17 protein-coding genes and 1 tRNA gene are annotated in these 16047 nt (G+C 54.9%); 8 read left to right on the plus strand and 10 right to left on the minus strand.

All coding sequences use genetic code 11. The annotated features are described in order from the left end of the window. Positions 1 to 97: 97 nt before the first annotated feature. From JXQ85_RS15900 to hmgA, 4 genes are all read right to left on the minus strand, one after another. A tRNA-Thr gene (locus tag JXQ85_RS15900) sits at positions 98 to 155 on the minus strand. A gap of 154 nt (positions 156 to 309) precedes the next feature. Beyond that, on the minus strand, positions 310 to 1569 hold the full coding sequence (fahA, locus tag JXQ85_RS15905; RefSeq protein ID WP_421749949.1) for a fumarylacetoacetase: 1260 nt from the start codon (positions 1567 to 1569) through the stop codon (positions 310 to 312). A 41-nt stretch (positions 1570 to 1610) separates the two neighbouring features. Continuing rightward, positions 1611 to 2462, minus strand: a complete 852-nt coding sequence (locus tag JXQ85_RS15910) for an MBL fold metallo-hydrolase (RefSeq protein WP_421749950.1) — start codon at positions 2460 to 2462, stop codon at positions 1611 to 1613. Then, on the minus strand, positions 2459 to 3820 hold the full coding sequence (hmgA, locus tag JXQ85_RS15915) for a homogentisate 1,2-dioxygenase (RefSeq protein WP_421749951.1): 1362 nt from the start codon (positions 3818 to 3820) through the stop codon (positions 2459 to 2461). The genes JXQ85_RS15910 and hmgA overlap by 4 nt, the downstream gene beginning before the upstream one ends. A gap of 153 nt (positions 3821 to 3973) precedes the next feature. On the opposite strand from hmgA, the gene JXQ85_RS15920 reads away from it, so the two are divergent. From JXQ85_RS15920 to JXQ85_RS15930, 3 genes are all read left to right on the plus strand, one after another. Next, on the plus strand, positions 3974 to 4420 hold the full coding sequence (locus tag JXQ85_RS15920) for a MarR family winged helix-turn-helix transcriptional regulator (protein WP_421749952.1): 447 nt from the start codon (positions 3974 to 3976) through the stop codon (positions 4418 to 4420). Further along, a complete protein-coding gene (gene maiA / locus JXQ85_RS15925; protein WP_421749953.1) occupies positions 4413 to 5030 on the plus strand; it encodes a maleylacetoacetate isomerase in 618 nt (205 codons plus the stop codon). The genes JXQ85_RS15920 and maiA overlap by 8 nt, the downstream gene beginning before the upstream one ends. Before the next feature lie 262 nt (positions 5031 to 5292). Beyond that, on the plus strand, positions 5293 to 6264 hold the full coding sequence (locus JXQ85_RS15930; protein WP_421749954.1) for an NAD(P)H-binding protein: 972 nt from the start codon (positions 5293 to 5295) through the stop codon (positions 6262 to 6264). A gap of 53 nt (positions 6265 to 6317) precedes the next feature. Here JXQ85_RS15930 and JXQ85_RS15935 read toward each other — a convergent pair whose 3' ends face one another. Together JXQ85_RS15935 and JXQ85_RS15940 are read right to left on the minus strand one after the other, a co-directional pair. Continuing rightward, complete coding sequence (locus JXQ85_RS15935; protein ID WP_421749955.1) at positions 6318 to 7832, minus strand: ABC-F family ATP-binding cassette domain-containing protein; 1515 nt, start codon at positions 7830 to 7832, stop codon at positions 6318 to 6320. 368 nt (positions 7833 to 8200) lie between these two features. Then, complete coding sequence (locus JXQ85_RS15940; protein ID WP_421749956.1) at positions 8201 to 8620, minus strand: winged helix-turn-helix transcriptional regulator; 420 nt, start codon at positions 8618 to 8620, stop codon at positions 8201 to 8203. A 92-nt stretch (positions 8621 to 8712) separates the two neighbouring features. On the opposite strand from JXQ85_RS15940, the gene JXQ85_RS15945 reads away from it, so the two are divergent. Further along, on the plus strand, positions 8713 to 9456 hold the full coding sequence (locus JXQ85_RS15945; RefSeq protein WP_421749957.1) for a YdhR family protein: 744 nt from the start codon (positions 8713 to 8715) through the stop codon (positions 9454 to 9456). A gap of 135 nt (positions 9457 to 9591) precedes the next feature. Here the strand turns inward: JXQ85_RS15945 and JXQ85_RS15950 are convergent, their stop codons facing one another. Genes JXQ85_RS15950 through JXQ85_RS15965 form a run of 4 tightly spaced genes read right to left on the minus strand, consistent with a single transcriptional unit; the run spans position 9592 to position 12202 of the window. Then, entirely contained in the window at positions 9592 to 10257 is a 666-nt protein-coding gene (locus JXQ85_RS15950; RefSeq protein ID WP_421749958.1) for a MotE family protein, read from the minus strand. Positions 10258 to 10282: 25 nt separating this feature from the next. Continuing rightward, positions 10283 to 10621, minus strand: coding sequence for a flagellar motor switch protein (locus tag JXQ85_RS15955; protein WP_421749959.1), 339 nt, complete (start codon positions 10619 to 10621; stop codon positions 10283 to 10285). Next, complete coding sequence (locus JXQ85_RS15960; protein WP_421749960.1) at positions 10602 to 11555, minus strand: flagellar motor switch protein FliM; 954 nt, start codon at positions 11553 to 11555, stop codon at positions 10602 to 10604. Before JXQ85_RS15960 ends, JXQ85_RS15955 begins: the two co-directional genes overlap by 20 nt. 8 nt (positions 11556 to 11563) lie before the next feature. Beyond that, positions 11564 to 12202 (minus strand): flagellar basal body-associated FliL family protein, encoded by a 639-nt coding sequence (locus JXQ85_RS15965; protein WP_421749961.1) that lies wholly within the window; start codon positions 12200 to 12202, stop codon positions 11564 to 11566. Positions 12203 to 12361: 159 nt separating this feature from the next. Here JXQ85_RS15965 and fliF point away from each other — a divergent pair, with 159 nt between their 5' ends. From fliF to fliP, 4 genes are all read left to right on the plus strand, one after another. Next, positions 12362 to 14143 carry a flagellar basal-body MS-ring/collar protein FliF gene (gene fliF, locus JXQ85_RS15970; protein ID WP_421749962.1) on the plus strand — a complete coding sequence of 594 codons (1782 nt, stop codon included), beginning with the start codon at positions 12362 to 12364 and terminating at the stop codon, positions 14141 to 14143. Continuing rightward, the gene (locus tag JXQ85_RS15975; RefSeq protein WP_421749963.1) at positions 14140 to 14814 is read left to right on the plus strand and encodes a hypothetical protein; all 675 of its coding nucleotides are present in this window, start codon (positions 14140 to 14142) and stop codon (positions 14812 to 14814) included. The genes fliF and JXQ85_RS15975 overlap by 4 nt, the downstream gene beginning before the upstream one ends. A gap of 3 nt (positions 14815 to 14817) precedes the next feature. Beyond that, a complete protein-coding gene (gene fliN, locus JXQ85_RS15980) occupies positions 14818 to 15204 on the plus strand; it encodes a flagellar motor switch protein FliN (protein WP_421749964.1) in 387 nt (128 codons plus the stop codon). An 83-nt stretch (positions 15205 to 15287) separates the two neighbouring features. Next, on the plus strand, positions 15288 to 16034 hold the full coding sequence (fliP, locus tag JXQ85_RS15985; RefSeq protein ID WP_421749965.1) for a flagellar type III secretion system pore protein FliP: 747 nt from the start codon (positions 15288 to 15290) through the stop codon (positions 16032 to 16034). Positions 16035 to 16047: the final 13 nt, after the last annotated feature.

A 16047-nucleotide genomic window follows, 5' to 3' on the forward strand; every position in this document is an offset into this window, starting at 1 on the left:
CTAAGAGTATAAACTATATAGATATAATAAGTATATTATAGTTTCCGAAACAATATAAATACCTAGTCAGTTTTCAAAAAACCATTTAAAAGCTAGCGAAGAGACTTGAACTCATACCCGACTGATTACAAATCAGTTGCTCTACCAGCTGAGCTATAGGGGCACTGGAGGCTCATTTAGACGAACCTTTTGGCATGCGCAAGACAGGTTTTTCACCGGATGATAATTTTTTTGAAAAACTTTTAAAAAAGAAACGCCCCGCAACTGAGCAGGGCGTTCTTACTATTCGTCATCGCTTAATTCGCGATATTACTTTGCAAAGTCAGGCAGTTCTGGCGCTGGTAGGAGGGTGCCTGTCACTTCGCCAAACCCAACTTTATAGCCTTCGCCCTGCGCTGCACCGCGCAGAACCAATGTGTCACCGTCTTCGATGAAGCTGCGGGATTCGCCTGTGTCTAGGGTCATCGGCTCTTTGCCACCCCAGCTGAGTTCCAGCATCGAGCCGCGGTTTTTTTTCTCTGGGCCTGAGATGGTGCCGGAGCCGAGCAGGTCACCCACGCGCATGGAACAGCCAGATGTGGTGTGGTGGCAGAGCTGCTGCGCTGCCGAGTAATACATCTCGTTATAGTTGGTGCGCGCGATGATGGATTCAGAACCACCCTCTGGTGACAGGCCGACTTCCAGATCGATGTCATAAAGCATCGGGCCTGGCTCTGTCAGATATGGCAGCAGCGGGCGTTCACGTTCAGGAGTTGATGTGCGGAATGGCTCTAGGGCCGCGCGGGTCACAATCCATGGGCTGATGGAGGTCGCTGTCGCTTTGGCCTGAAATGGGCCAAGCGGCTGGTATTCCCAAGCTTGGATGTCACGCGCAGACCAGTCGTTCAGCAGCACATAGCCAAAGATATTATCGTCCGCCTGTTGCACAGAAATCATGCCATCTGATGGCTGGCCTACGATGGCCCCCATTTCCAGCTCAATATCAAAGCGTGCGCATGGACCAAAGCGTGGCAGCTCGTCATTTGGGCCTTTCAACTGGCCGTTTGGACGCACGATATCGGTGCCAGAAACAACCACGGAAGAGGCGCGACCGTTGTAGCCGATTGGAATCGACAACCAGTTTGGTGGCAGGGCGTTTTCCGGGCCACGGAACATGGTGCCCACGTTCACAGCATGGTTTTTGCCCGCATAAAAATCGGTGTATTCCGCAACAACAAACGGCATGTGCATGGTGGCATCCGCTTGCGCCACCAGATGGCCTGCGAAATCCGCCTGCTCTGCTGCGCCTTCCGCCAGTGCGGCTTGCAGTTTTGCGCGCAGCGCGTCCCAAACCGCAGAGCCTGCCGCCATAACGTCGTTCCACGCCGCGTTTTGCAGCAAAGGGCCACCGTCCAGCGTCAGCCTACCTGCCGCTTCCAAAGCGGTCAGGTCCAGGATTTGATCGCCAATCGCAACGCCGCAACGGGCCTCACCACCGGTAGAAAACACACCATAAGGCAGGTTGTTCAGAGGAAAGTCAGTGGTTGCAGAGTTCGCGCTCTCAACCCAGGAACGAAGAAGTTCAGTCATTGATACATCTTTCTTTTAAGTATTTCCGTTGCACTGGCATCTCAAATGGAAAGGCTCAGGCCGTCATGACCAAGCCAGAATGTGCCAGTGTAATAAGGGGTCACTTCCGCCCGCCAATGGGCCTCGGTGAAATCAGGATCATCGCAAGGAACGAGGTGGTTTAACGCCAGCTGCGAAACCCCAGCCGCCTGTGCGATTTTTGCGACTTCTGCGGCAGGGCAATGCGACCTTAGCAAGTGGGTCTTCAACCGGTCATCACCATTACCAACCCGCGCGCAAAGCGCATCGATGCCCGCCGTAAGCATGGCTTCATGCACCAAAAGATCTGCGTCTTTGGCGAAATCCACCATTTCAGGCATCGCCGCTGTATCGCCCGAAAAGACGACGGACTCAGAACCGGATTCAAAGCGCAGCGCAAAGGTATCCACCAAAGGCGGATGTACGTTGCGCATGGTCTGAACTTGCAGCCCTTCTGCGATTTCAGCCGTGCCTTCCGGCATCAGTCGCAGATCAATCAAGCCGCGCAGATCGGGACGCCCTTCGTCTTCGATCCGCAGATCAATGTCCGCTTTCATCGAAGCAAAGAACCCGTCGAAATAAGCGTCCAGCCCGGCTGGCCCATAGACCACAACCTTGTGCTTTAACCCAGCCGTCCAGGCGGTGTGCAACAACGGGCCAAGCTCCAGATAGTGATCAGAATGCAGATGGGTGATGAAAATCATATCCACCTCATGCACGCCGATGCCCTGCTTGATCAGACCCTGTGACACTCCCAATGCGCAATCAACAACGACCGTCTTCCCTGCCATTTGCAACAGAGAAGACGTCGGCATCGGAGCTCCCGGCCGAATGGCCGGGCCACCCTTTACGCCCAAGAGTGCTACGCGTGTCATCGCTTCCAATTTCCTTCAGGTGTGCCATCGAAATTCTTTTCAAGGCTATCCCAGCAGTCAATGTAGTTGTCCTGTAGCGGCGCTTCTTTGGCGGCGAATTCTGTCAAATGCATCGGGTAGCGGGTCTCGAACATGAAGGACATAGTGTTGTCCAACTTCTCTGGCGCTAGATTGCTATGGGTCGCTTTGTCGAACGCGGTTTTATCCGGCCCATGCGGCAGCATCATATTGTGCAGGCTGATGCCACCCGGCGCAAAGCCATCTGGTTTCGCATCATATTCGCCATAGATATTGCCCATCAGCTCGGACATGACATTCTTGTGGTACCACGGCGGGCGGAAGGTATCTTCCATCGTCATCCAGCGTTCGCGGAACAGAACAAAGTCGATATTCGCCGTGCCGGGCACGCCAGACGGCGCAGTCAGTACCGTAAAGATCGACGGATCCGGATGATCAAACAGGATTGCGCCGATTGGGCAATAATCTCGCAGGTCATATTTGCAGGGCGCATAATTGCCGTGCCAAGCCACCACATCCAAAGGCGAGTGATCAATAAAGGTCTCATGGAATTGACCCTGCCATTTGATCACAACTCGGGAATGCGCGTCGCGGTCTTCAAAGGCAGCAATAGGCGTTTTGAAGTCACGACGGTTCGCCATACAGTTCGCACCAATTGGGCCGCGCCCCGGCAGGTCAAGTTTCTGACCATAGTTTTCACAGACAAATCCACGCGCCGGTTTGCCGTCAGGCAGCTCCACGCGGTAAACCAGACCACGTGGCAGAATGGCGATCTCTTTGGGTTCGATGTCAATCACACCCAGCTCGGTACAGAAGCGCAGACGACCTTCCTGCGGCACCACCAACAGCTCGGAATCGGCTGAGAAGAAATACTCGTCTTCCATGCTTTCGGTGACCAAATAGACATGGCTCGCCATGCCGGCCTGCGTGTAAACACTGCCCGCCGTTGTGACGGTGCGCATGCCAGTGACCCATGTGAGCGGCTCCCCTGCGTGAGGGATCGGATCCCAGCGATACTGACCCAATGAAATCACGTCATCCAGCACATGTGGTGCGGACTTCCAATACGGTACATCGATCTTTTCAAAGCGGCCCACATGTTTCACAGATGGACGAATACGGTAACACCAAGTGCGTTCATTCTGGTGGCTCGGTGCTGTGAAGGCCGTGCCAGACAGCTGCTCGCCATAAAGCCCATAAGCACATTTCTGCGGGCTGTTCATGCCTTGAGGCAGCGCGCCCGGCAGGGCCTCGGTTTCAAAGTCGTTGCCAAAACCCGGCATATAGCCCGGCGTCGTGCCCATGGTGTTGGTCGAACTGGTCAGCCCCGTCTCACTCATCGCATGCCTCCATCACATTAAAGATACAGCGCCCGCAGAAGGCGCTTTAAAATCCCGCCCCAAATTTCGTTGTAAATGAAACGAAGTCAAGATATTTGTTGCAAATGAAACGATCTTCGCGGCATTTTGGGTAGAACTACGGGAGCAACCACCATGTCAGACGACCTGCCAGCCTTTGATTTGGAACATTACGTCCCCTATCAATTTTCAATCATATCCGCCCAACTCAGCGCGAATCTGGCTACGATGTATCAAGACCGGTTTGGCATTTCGGTCGCCGAGTGGCGCATTCTGGTGAACCTCGCCTATTCCGACAGCCGCTCTGTGCGAGACATCCAACGACGCGTGCGTCTGGACAAAGCCAAGGTCAGCCGCGCAGTCGCACAGTTGGAAAATCGTGGCTTTCTGACCAAGGAAATCGACGGCGACGACCGGCGGCTTTTGCATCTGGAACTGACCGCTTCGGGCCGTGATCTGGTGGCGCAACTCGTCCCGCTGGCCGAAGAATTCCAGAGCACCGTCGCAGCAAAACTTAATGGCGAATTTGCCGCCTTGCAGACCAACCTTACGCAATTGATGAAGGAGCTTTCTGATGGCTAAACTCTATGATTACTGGCGCTCCTCGGCGAGCTACCGCGTCCGCATCGCCTTGGGTCTTGCAGAACTGGATTACGACACACAGGTTGTGAACCTGCTGGATGGCGCGCATCTGGAAGACGACCATCTGGAACGCAACCCGCAGGGTCTGGTGCCTGCGCTGGACATCGACGGTTATACAATGACGCAGTCGCTCGCGATCATCCAATATCTGGACGAAACGCTCAAACTGGGCCTCTTGCCCAACCTGCCGATTGATCGAGCCCGCGTGCGCGCCCTGTCTTATGCCATCGCGATGGAGATCCACCCGGTCTGCAATCTGAACGTCGCAAAATTTGCGGTGGGTGAATCAGACGGAAACATCACAACCGAACAGTGGATGAAGCACTTCATCGACAAAGGCCTGCGCGCCTATGAGGCAATGATCGGCGAGGGCACATACAGCTATGGCAACACCGTCACCATCGCAGATATCTGCCTGATCCCGCAGCTTTACAATGCCGACCGTTGGGGCGTGGATCTGACAGACATGCCAAAAATCCGTCGTGTGCGAGAAGCGCTTGATGCCATCCCAGCCTTTGCCAACGCGCATCCGGATAAGTGCAATAAGTGACTAGGACCACGCCCGACCCTGGGTGGGCGTGAAACGCACTTGATTGCACACAACATCACCTAGCTCGAGCTCACGGCAGCTTCCTTGACGTCGCAAAACGCCCTCCCGGGGGGAGGGTCGGGCGTGGTCCGAGCTTTCAGCCTGAACCTGACTTCCAAGAAAACCAAGCCAAATCTGACGCAAACCCAACCCTTTTCCAAACGCTCAAAGGGCAATCTGCCCCCTGCAATTGCCCTCTTCCCAAGCGACGGAAAGCCCAGATATGTCCCAAACCATCCTCGTCACCTCCGCCACCGGCCGCATCGGCAAAGAACTGGTGGCCCGCCTCGCGCAGAACCCAGACATCAAGGTCCGCGCCTGCTATTTCAGCGACGCCAAAGCCGACGATCTGAAAGCCCTCGGCGCAGACGAAGTGGTGAAATTCGACCTCTCTGACGCCGCCACTTGGACCGCTGCACTACAAGACGTCACAGCCGTCTATTCCGCCTCGCTTGACCCAATGCTCGAAGGCCATATGAATTTCTGCAAAGAACTCGGCCGACGCAAAGATCAGATCAAACACGTGGTTCGCGTCTCGTGTATGGGCGCTGACACCAACACCGCATCATACATCGCCAACCAACACGCCTCCCGCCCTGGCGCGGCAATCCCATTGATGCTGCAGCACTACTGGTGGGGCGAAAAGGCGCTAATCGACGAAGGCCTAAACGTGACGGCCTTGCGCAACAACTTCTTCATGAACCACCTTCTGAAAACCGATTGCGAGAGCATCGACGCCGAAGGCTGGTTCTCAAACCCATTGGGCGACATGCGCAACTCCTTCGTGGCCACGCGCGACATTGCCGAAGCTGCCGCCGTCTGCCTGACCGAAGGCCCAGAGCGTCACGCCAATAAATTCTACGACATCACCGGCCCTGCCCCACAATCCATGGCTGAAATCGCCGCTGATCTCGGCCGCGCCATGGGCAAAGACATCGAATACCGCCCGCAATCCATGGTCGATTTCGAAAACGATTTCGGCGCCACCCGCGCCGAGTTCTTTGAATACCTCACCAACGGTTTCTACACCCGCTGCAGCCCAGATTTCTACAATCTGACCGGCCACAAACCGACCAGCTACTACGACTATCTGACCACCAAAGGGGCTTCAGGTGAAACCGGACTAGAAGAGCTGTGGCAGGGCAACCTTTGGAAAAAAGGCGAAGACGCCATGAAGGACGCGGCGAAACTCTAACTACATCAAACATAGCGAACGGCCCAGCAAAGCAATACTGGGCCGTTTTGCATTTAGGTCGCCATCTCGCCTTCCAAGAACGGCTCCGGGCTATCAACCTCCACAAGCTTCTTGCCCTGGATCAGCCAAAACCGATTGCCCACATTCCGCAGAAAACTGCGGTCGTGGCTAACCAACAGACAGGATGCATTGTGCGAGATCAGCTCGTCCTCCAGCATCTCCTGCCCTTCGATATCCAGATGGTTTGTTGGTTCATCCAGCAGGTAGAAATTCGGGTTCCTCAACCGCAGGATCAACATCGCCAACCGCGCCTTTTGCCCACCAGACAGGGCACCAATCCGCGTGTCTTGCATCTGGATTTTCACACCAGCACCAGCCAAAATCCCCCGCGCACGCTGGTCGCCGACGTCGAACTCCGAGGTCACCGCCTCCATGGGTGTATCCTCATCCCGCAACTGGCTCAGATGCTGATCAGAGTAAGCCGGCACCACCGAAGGAGCACATTTCACAGGGCTTTCCTCGCCCACCAAAGCCTTCGCAATCAACTTCACCAATCGCGTTTTCCCGGTGCCATTGGTGCCGAGCAAAACAATCCGATCCCCCGGCAAAATCCATTTTTGCCCGGTCTTATAAAGCACACGCCCATCCGGTGTTTCGACCTCAACATCTTCCAGCGTCACCAGTGCCTTGGCATGGGTGCCACTGTTCACCAGTTTGATATCCCCTGCCCCCTGTTCACGATGCGCTGGCTTTGCCGCTGCCTCGATTTGCGCCGCGCGCTCACTCAGCTGTTTGGTCTTATTCACCAACAAGTCTGATCCCGAGTTGATGCCTATATTTTTCAACTTCGCCGCCTGTTTGCGCAACTGCTGCGCTTTGTTCAGATCATTGGCAAACCGACGTTGATCCGCCGCGTCAGCTTCATCCAAAGCCGCACGCGCTTTGGAAAACGGCAACGGAAAATCGCGAGAATGTTCAGTGCGCAAAAACAACGTCCGATTGGTCACCGCATCCAAAAACGCACGATCATGCGAGGTCATGACCACCGGCACATCTTTCGGCAGCCCTGCCAGCCACTCCTGCAACAAAGCAATCCGCCCCAGATCAAGGTGGTTTGTTGGCTCGTCCAGCAACAGCAAATCAGGTTCCGTCACCCAAGCCGCCGCTAAAAGCGCCGTACGCTGCCAGCCGCCACTCAGCTCTGACAAAGGTTTTTGCTGCACCTCGTAAGGCACACTTAAATCCCCCAGAACCACATCCACGCGCCAGCTTTCATAATCCGCCTGCTCTGACGGAAGGGCTTTCAACACCCAATCATAAAGCGTCAGCGCATAGGCCGCCTCAGGTACATATTGCGCCACATAGCCAACGCGCAAACCGCGGGCCGAAGTGATCTCGCCATGGGTTGGTTCTGCCAAACCCGCCAGACATTCCAGCAGGGTTGTCTTGCCGCGGCCATTGGCGGCCACCAGTCCAATGCGGTTGCCTTTAGAAATGGTCAGATTCAGATCAGTAAAAAGCGGATCGCCCAGAATAACGCCCAAAGCGTTGATGTTCATAACAGTCATTGAAGTCTCAAGTCACAAATAGGATGCCGCGCACGGCGGCTTTGGGCAGACCGAATGAGGTGTTATGTCTCTGGTCAGCCCTGCAAACGGATTTACAGGGCGATACGGGGACCATGCTGAAGTCGACGAATAATGCGCATGTTCAGCTCGTGTCCTCCCGTTGTGTGATGTGACTTGATGGGGAGGAGGTTAGGGGAGAAAATTAGACGGGGCAAGGTGGGATAACGGATCGTCCTTTAAGGCTCCTATGCGGACACAACCAACTTTGAGGTTACAATGCAGAATGGCCGCTTCTGCGATCACAGCGTCGCTCGGATAAGTTACGTAATTGGTTCCCAACTCAACGGGTCTCAGTATCTTGCGTGCCGTCAACGCGCATTTTGGTCCTTGGCGCGAATCTCCTCTTCAAACTCGGCACGCTCAGACCGAACTTTGTTGTAGGCTTCGTTCATTGGTTTTTCCGCTTCATTGTAGGTGCCACCCCATAGAATGATCTCTGACAGAAGCGGTGCAAGGTCGCGCCCTTTTGGCGTCAACTCATAGAGGGAGCTTCGCCAGTTAGCGGGGTTTTTGCGCTTCTCAACGATGCCTTTGTCTTCCAGATGCTTCATGCGTTGGGCAAGAATGTTCGTTGATATTCCCTCCCAACCTTCCAGCAGTTCTGCATAGGTTTTGACGCCCTTTATCGCGAGGTCGCGGACGATCAGCAGTGACCAGCGATCCCCGAACACGCTGAGAGCGTAGTCGATGGGGCATCCTGACAAGGGGCGTTTAGATTTTTCACTCATTTTGTCACCCTAAATTATCAACTTGCAATTTGCAATCACATCGATCAAAGCTGTATCAACTTGCATAACGCAAGTTGATAAGGAGCATTACGATGAACTCACCCAGATCCAACACGAAGACCAGGCTCTCCCGCCGTGAGTTGCTTTTTGCAACGGCCGGAGCTGCTTTGGCCCCTTCGATCATTCAAGCAAAGGAGCATCCGATGACACCAAAAGCCTTCGTTTACACAGAAGTTGCAATTTCGATCCCATTCGACCAAGCGCCGTGGCCAACCATCAACGAGGAAATCAAGAAACAACCGGGATTTCTAAACAAAACATGGCTGCACGGCCATGGAACAAGCTCGGTCGGGGGATTGTATGCGTTCGACAGCCGTGAGAATGCCCGCAGTTTCGTAACGGGATACTTCCCGACAGAACCCCGCTCTTTTGGCGTTGCGCATAATACACGCTTGTTTGATGCAGAGATTGTTAGAGAGGCCAGCGAAGACCTAGGAGCCGTGCATTACGGTGCATCGCCTGCAAAGGCCCCCGGTGCGTTTGTTTACACAGAACTCCAGTTTTCCCAACCCTTCGAAACCTTTGACTGGCAGGTCCGCAACAAAAAACTCAAACAGGTTCCCGGCCTTCAGAGTAAAATTTGGCTGAGTGGCGTTTCGACCAACACGCTTGGTGGCTTTGACGCTTTTGACACTCTGGATCTGGCGCTCGACTACGCGATTAACCAATTCCCGGAAGTTGCCGAAAGTTTGGGAGCAGCCTTCTATACAAGAGTCTTTGACGCGGCGACCACGGCAGAAGCGAGCCGTCAGATGCAATCGCCATTTTATCGCTAATAGAACCTGATGTCGCGCCTTAGCACGAGCCGAGGCGTGACACGTTCCTTTGGCATAGTGTCAATGTCGGACATTCGAGACAAATGCAGCATTCGGTACTTTGGGCTCGAAACGGACATTCACCGCAACCCAACACTAATTCAACCGAATACCCGTTAGATCCTGATCACCCGGCAATTGCCCGCGCTCCAAGATAATCTTGGATACGGCCCGCGCGCGCACCGGAGTCATTTTCGCCAAAATCGGCGCAGCCGTGCGTGGGTTCATCGTGCCCAGAACCATGATGGTCACTTCGATATCCATCTCATCCATGATGCCCGCCGCCTCGGCCGGTTTCATGTTTTTGTAGAAGGAAATCAGACGATCTAGATCTTCGGTCTGCTGCGCTTCTACCCGCCCAAGTAGGTCCTCAATAGAGCCTTTCAGTTCTGTCAAAGCGCTCTTCTCGATGCCCAATTTTTCTTTGGCCAAGGTCAGCTCTGCCTCGCGCAAATTCATGGCTTCGCGTTGATCTTCCAGCAGGCGGCGCTCTTTGGCGAGGTTGCGCAGCACTTCTTCAGGCGTCTCACAGATGCCCACCTCTTCGCCGAGCCCCGCAACGATCGGCGGCGGTGCTTCTGCTGGCGTTGGACCCTTCTCTTCTTCGGGTTCTGCTTCGCCAGCCGCCAAGACAATGGGCACGTTGGTCACAGGCGGCAGGTCCTCGCCGGTTGCCAAATCCGGAAAAGACACCGCAGCTTTTGCAAAAACCGTGATGACCAACCCGCCGATCAGCAATTTACCAACAAGAAACTTCGCCATGATCTACGCCTGTCTTTGGTCAGTGTTAAGCGCGTGAGGTTTCAAAGAAGCGGCGCACCAAATCCTGTTTGTTGCGCACCACACGTGCGCCAGGGATTTTATGCGCAGGCTGACGACGGGTCGCAAACATCGGCTCGTCCTCTTCTTCTTCAACCACCCGCTGCTGAGGTTCCTCAAGGTTCAGCTTCAGCTGATGCACAGAGTCTTCGGTCTTATCGACGGCGGTTGAAAACTCCTTCACCAAAGGCTCCATGTCCTTCAGTGCCGTCATCAGAACCTGCACTTTACGAGAGACATACCAGCCGTAGCCAATTGCCCCCAAAAGCAAGGCAATGATAAAGAAATCAGTAAGGGTCGCGGCCATTTTCGGTTTCCTCTTCAGCTTCAATCTGTTCGGTAATACGGATCGCCGTATTCCCGTTGTTGCGTTTGCCCATCACGGCTTTGAACATTTCGGTTTCGGCGCAAATCACCTTCGCCTCATGGTCTTCTTCGATCCATAGGTTGATCGTCACGCCGGGCTTCCAGTCCATGATCTGCTGAATCGGCACAGCCACATCCGTCAAGACGGCCTCCAGCTCAACATTCGAACGTTCAATCTGGCCCGACAGCTGGTCTTTCCACGGGTTGCCGTCTTCATTGGGCTCCCCAAAGTGGATTTTGCCCAGCTTCGGACGGATTGGTTCCAGAGCATCATAGGGAATGACCACATCGATATTACCTGTGCGCCCGGCAAGCCCGACAGCAATGCGCATGCGCACACAAAGGTTTGCTGGCTGGGTCACGGAGGCTGAATCAGGATCGGTTTCGACCCTATCCAACTCCAACTCGACCTCACCAACCATAGCCAGACACCGGCTCAGTTCCTGAGCGATGGTGTCTGCGAGCCGCGCCCCAAAGCCTTTTTCAATGCCGGTAAATGTATCGGACTGCCGCTCAATCTCGCCCGTGGGCGTCCCACCCAACATGAGTTCCATCGCGGTCAACGAAAAGGTCGCATCCATGGCAACCAGGATTTCACCATCCAGGTTCTGCGCCACAACAATGCCCATGATTGCTGGCAGCGTCAGCGCCTCTGTGGCCTGCGCCATCGGCAGATAATCCAACGAGTTCAACGACGCTTCGCAGATCACCCCGGTCATCTCAGGGATCACAATGCTGATGGAATCAGCCAGGCGCTCGCCAATGATGTCCAGCATCGGCAGGCGCTCGAAAGAGAAATCGGACATGCGGATGATCTCGTCGATCACCTTACCGCTTTGGGCCTCGATTTCTTCTGCTGTCATCGTTTGGCTCATAGTGGCCCCTACTGCACGATCAGATCGCTGATCAAAATTTCCTGTGGCAGGTCGTTGCCCGCCGCAGCTCTTGCCCGTTTCAACAGTTCGGACTTCACGTTCAAAATCCCCGCCATGCCGCGCACATCTGCTTCGGTCAGGCTGCGGGCATAACCGTTAAACAAATCCCGCATAAAGGGCTGGCGGCTTTCCATCAGATTCTTGGCGCCATCGTCCGGGCGATAGACCAAGACCACGTTCAGCTTGAGGAAAGCATTGCGCGGCACGCCCTGCGCATTGACGCTGGTGATGTTGGTCAGAATCTCGCCGAACTCCAACATGCCCTCATCAACCGCGACAACTTCCTCGCCTTCTTCTTTGGCCTTCTCATCGCCCTCGGCATAAGGATCCTCAGACCCCTCTTTACCGCCCTTGTCGGCCATCTTTTCATCGCCCTCGGCAGGGGCGCCTTCGACCTCCTCGACATAGTCGGGTTCGTATTGTTTGGCGTCCTGCTTGAAGGCCATCTGCGCCAAAAAGAACCCGCCACCCATGGACGCCAAGGACAGAACAACCGCCACCAGCAAGAGCTTCTTGCTGCCTTTCGGCTTGGCGTCTTCCCCGTCCGCTTCTGGGTTTTCGCCTGTTTTTTCTGTATCTTCGGCCATGGACCACTCTTATGTCTTCAAGAACTATAATCCAATCTATTCTTTATAAAAGCAAGTATAGACATGGATATTTACTTGGACTCCAAATATAGATTAGTATATTTTTAACCACAAGAAGAACACTTCAATAAAGTCCTTTAAGGGCCGCGAGGAACCCACGTGCAGAATCTGATCAACAACCTGATGGAACTGGGCCAGAAAAGGCTCATGATTCTTGGTGCCGTGGCGGTCGGCATGGTCTTTGCGCTGATGTTTGGCCTCTCCGCCGTCACCACACCGAACTACGCAACGCTCTATAAGAATCTCTCGCCGGCCACGGCGACCTCGGTTGAGGCCACATTGGCCAACGCAGGTTTTGACGCGCGCATGTCCGAAGACGGCCAATCCGTCATGGTCCCTGCCAATCATCTGGCACGCGCCCGGATGGTTCTGGCAGAAACCGGCATCCCAATCGAAGGCGATCCGGGCTGGGAGCTTTTTGACGAAAACTCAGGCCTTGCGATGAACACCTTTATGCAGCGCGTGAATCGCCTGCGCGCCATGGAAGGCGAACTGGCCCGTTCTATCCAGACCTTAGAAGGCGTTCAAAGTGCCCGCGTGCATCTGGTGTTACCTGAACGCGAGGCTTTCTCTCGTGAACGTCCAAACCCACGCGCCTCGGTTATCGTGCGCGCCGTCCCGGGCCGCACCATCAACCGCAAACAAGCGGCGGCGGTCAGAAACCTGGTCGCCTCTTCGGTTGCAGAACTCGATCTTGGTCGCGTGACCGTCCTGTCAGCCAGCGGAGAAGTCATCCTGGCTGAATCTAGCGAAGGTGATGGCGGCTCCAGCCTACAAAGCTCCCAATCCTCCATCGAGGAACGTCTGGCGCAAGAAGTGCGCAATATGCTAACCGCCCGCGTGGGTGCCGGCAATGCCCGAGTACGCGTTAATGTCGAGCTGACCAACAGCCGCGAAGTTGTGATTGAGCAAAGCTATAACCCAGATCAACAGGTTGTACGCTCCACCAAAAGTGACAACGAAGAACGTTCCGGCACCGAAGGTGGCGGTGGCGTCGGCGTTGAAAACAACATCCCAGCCGCCCTTCAAGACACTGCAGGTGGCGGCAACAACACCAGCCAATCGCGCACCGGCGAATCCGTACAATATGAAATCGGCAATACGCGCCGAGAGGTTGTGCGCGAGGCGGGCGAAGTCAAACGCATCTCGGTCGCGGTTTTGGTGAACGGCATCTACAATGTCGAAGACAGCGAAGTGATCTATCAGGAACGCGACACTGCAGAAATCGAACGGCTTACAGAACTTGTGAAAACCGCCGTTGGCTTTGACTCTGCACGTGGAGACGACGTGTCGGTCGATAGCCTCCGTTTCATGGATTATTCCATGGAGGTTGGCGACCCGATTTCCATGTCGATCGGTGATCAGATCACCCAAAATATCGTCTCTATTCTGCGCGGATTGCTTGGTCTGGTGGTTGTCGCCCTCGTCATGATCCTTGGCGTGCGCCCTGCCCTAAAGACCCTGCTTGAAAAGCCAACACCAGAGCTGCCACCTGCCGGCCAAGCCGCAGCGCTGACAGGCCCAGATGGCGAAGCACTGCCGCTGCAAACAGCAGATGGTGCAGAGGTGCTGCCGCCTGCTGAAGGCATCACACCAACGGGCGCTGAAGGGTTGCAGCCTGTTGCGGAACAGGCAGGCGATCCCGCAGCGCCTGAACGCGCCTTGCCTGAATCACTGCAGATCGATCCCAATGCGCCGGGCATGACCAGCATCTTTGATCTGGATGATGACAACGGCCCGCATGAATACATCGAAACCCTCGGCGTGCGCGGCAATCTGATCAAAGCCCGCGTTGAAGCCATCCAGAACATGGCCGAGGAAAAACCCGAAGACGTGCTGCGCGTCCTGCGCACATGGCTGCATACGGAGGCTGAGGCATGATGGCCCTTTCTCTGCGCGACTTTGACGCCGAAAGTGATCGCTATGGGGGCGACGCAACCGCAGAAGTCGCTGCGGCCGCTGAAACACCGCTCTATTCTTTCACTGAAGAAGAGCTTGGCAAATTGCTGGTCGAAGCGCGCCAAGAAGGCATGAAACAGGGGCGCGAAGAGGGGCTGACAGAAGGCCGCCGCGAAGCTCAGGCCGACCTGCAAGCGCAAGCCACCGCTGCCACGCAGGAACTGCGTGATCAATTTGCTGTCTTTGTCTCCCAAGACAGCCAGCGCCGTGCTGAATTGGAACGCGATCTTATCGATATGGTGTTGGACATCTGCGAACGCGCAGTACCGGACTTGCTAAAGGCGCATTCAACAGATCAAGTGCAAGCCCGCCTTGCCGACGCCATCGGAAAAGGCGCGCGTCACGCCGAGCTCGAAATCCGTATTTCGCCTGAAACAGAGACGATTCTGACCGATGTCATCACCCAGATCACACCCCCCGATCAAACCGTAGCCCCAAAAATCTTTGCCGATGTCAGCCTGAAAAACGGCGAAGCGCGCATGACTTGGGAAAACGGATTTATGCAATACAGCCTCGACCGTGTATGCGAAGAAATTCTCCTCGCCCTGCGCCACGCGTCCGAGCAAATGAAACTTCAAACCCAAAAGGTCTAAGCCATGTCAGAAGACACACCGACCCCAGAACAAGAGCCAACAGAACAGCCAGACGCAGCGGCGGCAGGTTTGGAAACCGGCGATGGCGAGGGCATTGACCCGGCCACTCTGGAAAGCGCGCTTGTTGGCGGTGATGGGCGCAATATCGATGCTCTCTACAATGTCAAACTCGATGTGCGCGTGGTGCTGGGCCGCAGCCGCATGTCGATCTCTGACCTCTTGGAACTCACCCGTGGATCCGTCATTGAACTGGACCGCAAAGTCGGTGATCCGATTGATATCATGATCAACGACCGCATGGTGGCCCGCGGCGATCTGGTGAAAGTGAACGGGGATTTCATCGGCGTTGCGCTGCGAGAAATCGTCAAAGATTTCATTCCAGGCAGCTGAGTAATCCCATGCGCTGTGTCGCGTTAAAACCCCTGATTTGGGCTTTATTAGGCTCTATATTTGTGTCCATTGCGGCCCCCGCAATGGCTCAGGACGCAGATGTTGGCAGCCTCTTGCGGGATCTGTCTTCTTCTTTTGGAAACGCAGAGCCCGGCAGCGATGCCGGCGCCAGCTTGTCTGGCCGCATCATCCAGCTCTTTGCCCTGATCACAGTGCTTTCGATTGCACCGGGTCTGCTGGTGGTCATGACCAGCTTCACCCGCTTTGTAATCGTCTTTTCGATGCTGCGTTCAGCGCTTGGCCTCAACCAAACACCACCCAATATGGTGCTCAACGCCATGGCGCTTTTCATGACCTATTTTGTCATGGAACCTGTATTTAACGACGCTTATGAATCAGGCCTGCGCCCGCTCATTCAAAATTCGATCACCGAAGAACAAGCGGTCACGGCAATCTCTGATCCCTTCCGCTCTTTCATGTTCGCAAACACACGTGAAAAAGACATCTCGTTGTTCCGTGACATGGCTGGAAATACGGATCCAGACGCCGCGATCAATGGCCCCGAAGACGTCTCTTGGCGCGTGCTTGTCCCGAGCTTCATGATTTCCGAACTCAGGCGCGCCTTCACCATCGGTTTCTTGCTCTACCTGCCCTTCATTGCGATTGACCTTATCGTCGCCTCGGTCCTGATGAGCGCTGGCATGATGATGCTGCCCCCGGTGATTGTCTCGCTGCCATTCAAAGTCATCTTCTTCGTGTTAATCGATGGCTGGTATATGCTGGCCGGCTCATTGATGGAAAGTTACCTCCCCTATGCCGGAGGAGGGTAGCAGTGGGTCTGGA

Source organism: Cognatishimia sp. (genome assembly GCF_049116455.1).
Taxonomy (GTDB): domain Bacteria; phylum Pseudomonadota; class Alphaproteobacteria; order Rhodobacterales; family Rhodobacteraceae; genus Cognatishimia.

Bases quoted from the DNA above. Each gene is read 5' to 3' on its own strand.
- fahA (WP_421749949.1), bottom strand. From the start codon at position 1,569: ATGACTGAACTTCTTCGTTCCTGGGTTGAGAGCGCGAACTCTGCAACC.
- JXQ85_RS15910 (WP_421749950.1), bottom strand. From the start codon at position 2,462: ATGACACGCGTAGCACTCTTGGGCGTAAAGGGTGGCCCGGCCATTCGG.
- hmgA (WP_421749951.1), bottom strand. From the start codon at position 3,820: ATGAGTGAGACGGGGCTGACCAGTTCGACCAACACCATGGGCACGACG.
- JXQ85_RS15920 (WP_421749952.1), top strand. From the start codon at position 3,974: ATGTCAGACGACCTGCCAGCCTTTGATTTGGAACATTACGTCCCCTAT.
- maiA (WP_421749953.1), top strand. From the start codon at position 4,413: ATGGCTAAACTCTATGATTACTGGCGCTCCTCGGCGAGCTACCGCGTC.
- JXQ85_RS15930 (WP_421749954.1), top strand. From the start codon at position 5,293: ATGTCCCAAACCATCCTCGTCACCTCCGCCACCGGCCGCATCGGCAAA.
- JXQ85_RS15935 (WP_421749955.1), bottom strand. From the start codon at position 7,832: ATGACTGTTATGAACATCAACGCTTTGGGCGTTATTCTGGGCGATCCG.
- JXQ85_RS15940 (WP_421749956.1), bottom strand. From the start codon at position 8,620: ATGAGTGAAAAATCTAAACGCCCCTTGTCAGGATGCCCCATCGACTAC.
- JXQ85_RS15945 (WP_421749957.1), top strand. From the start codon at position 8,713: ATGAACTCACCCAGATCCAACACGAAGACCAGGCTCTCCCGCCGTGAG.
- JXQ85_RS15950 (WP_421749958.1), bottom strand. From the start codon at position 10,257: ATGGCGAAGTTTCTTGTTGGTAAATTGCTGATCGGCGGGTTGGTCATC.
- JXQ85_RS15955 (WP_421749959.1), bottom strand. From the start codon at position 10,621: ATGGCCGCGACCCTTACTGATTTCTTTATCATTGCCTTGCTTTTGGGG.
- JXQ85_RS15960 (WP_421749960.1), bottom strand. From the start codon at position 11,555: ATGAGCCAAACGATGACAGCAGAAGAAATCGAGGCCCAAAGCGGTAAG.
- JXQ85_RS15965 (WP_421749961.1), bottom strand. From the start codon at position 12,202: ATGGCCGAAGATACAGAAAAAACAGGCGAAAACCCAGAAGCGGACGGG.
- JXQ85_RS15975 (WP_421749963.1), top strand. From the start codon at position 14,140: ATGATGGCCCTTTCTCTGCGCGACTTTGACGCCGAAAGTGATCGCTAT.
- fliN (WP_421749964.1), top strand. From the start codon at position 14,818: ATGTCAGAAGACACACCGACCCCAGAACAAGAGCCAACAGAACAGCCA.
- fliP (WP_421749965.1), top strand. From the start codon at position 15,288: ATGGCTCAGGACGCAGATGTTGGCAGCCTCTTGCGGGATCTGTCTTCT.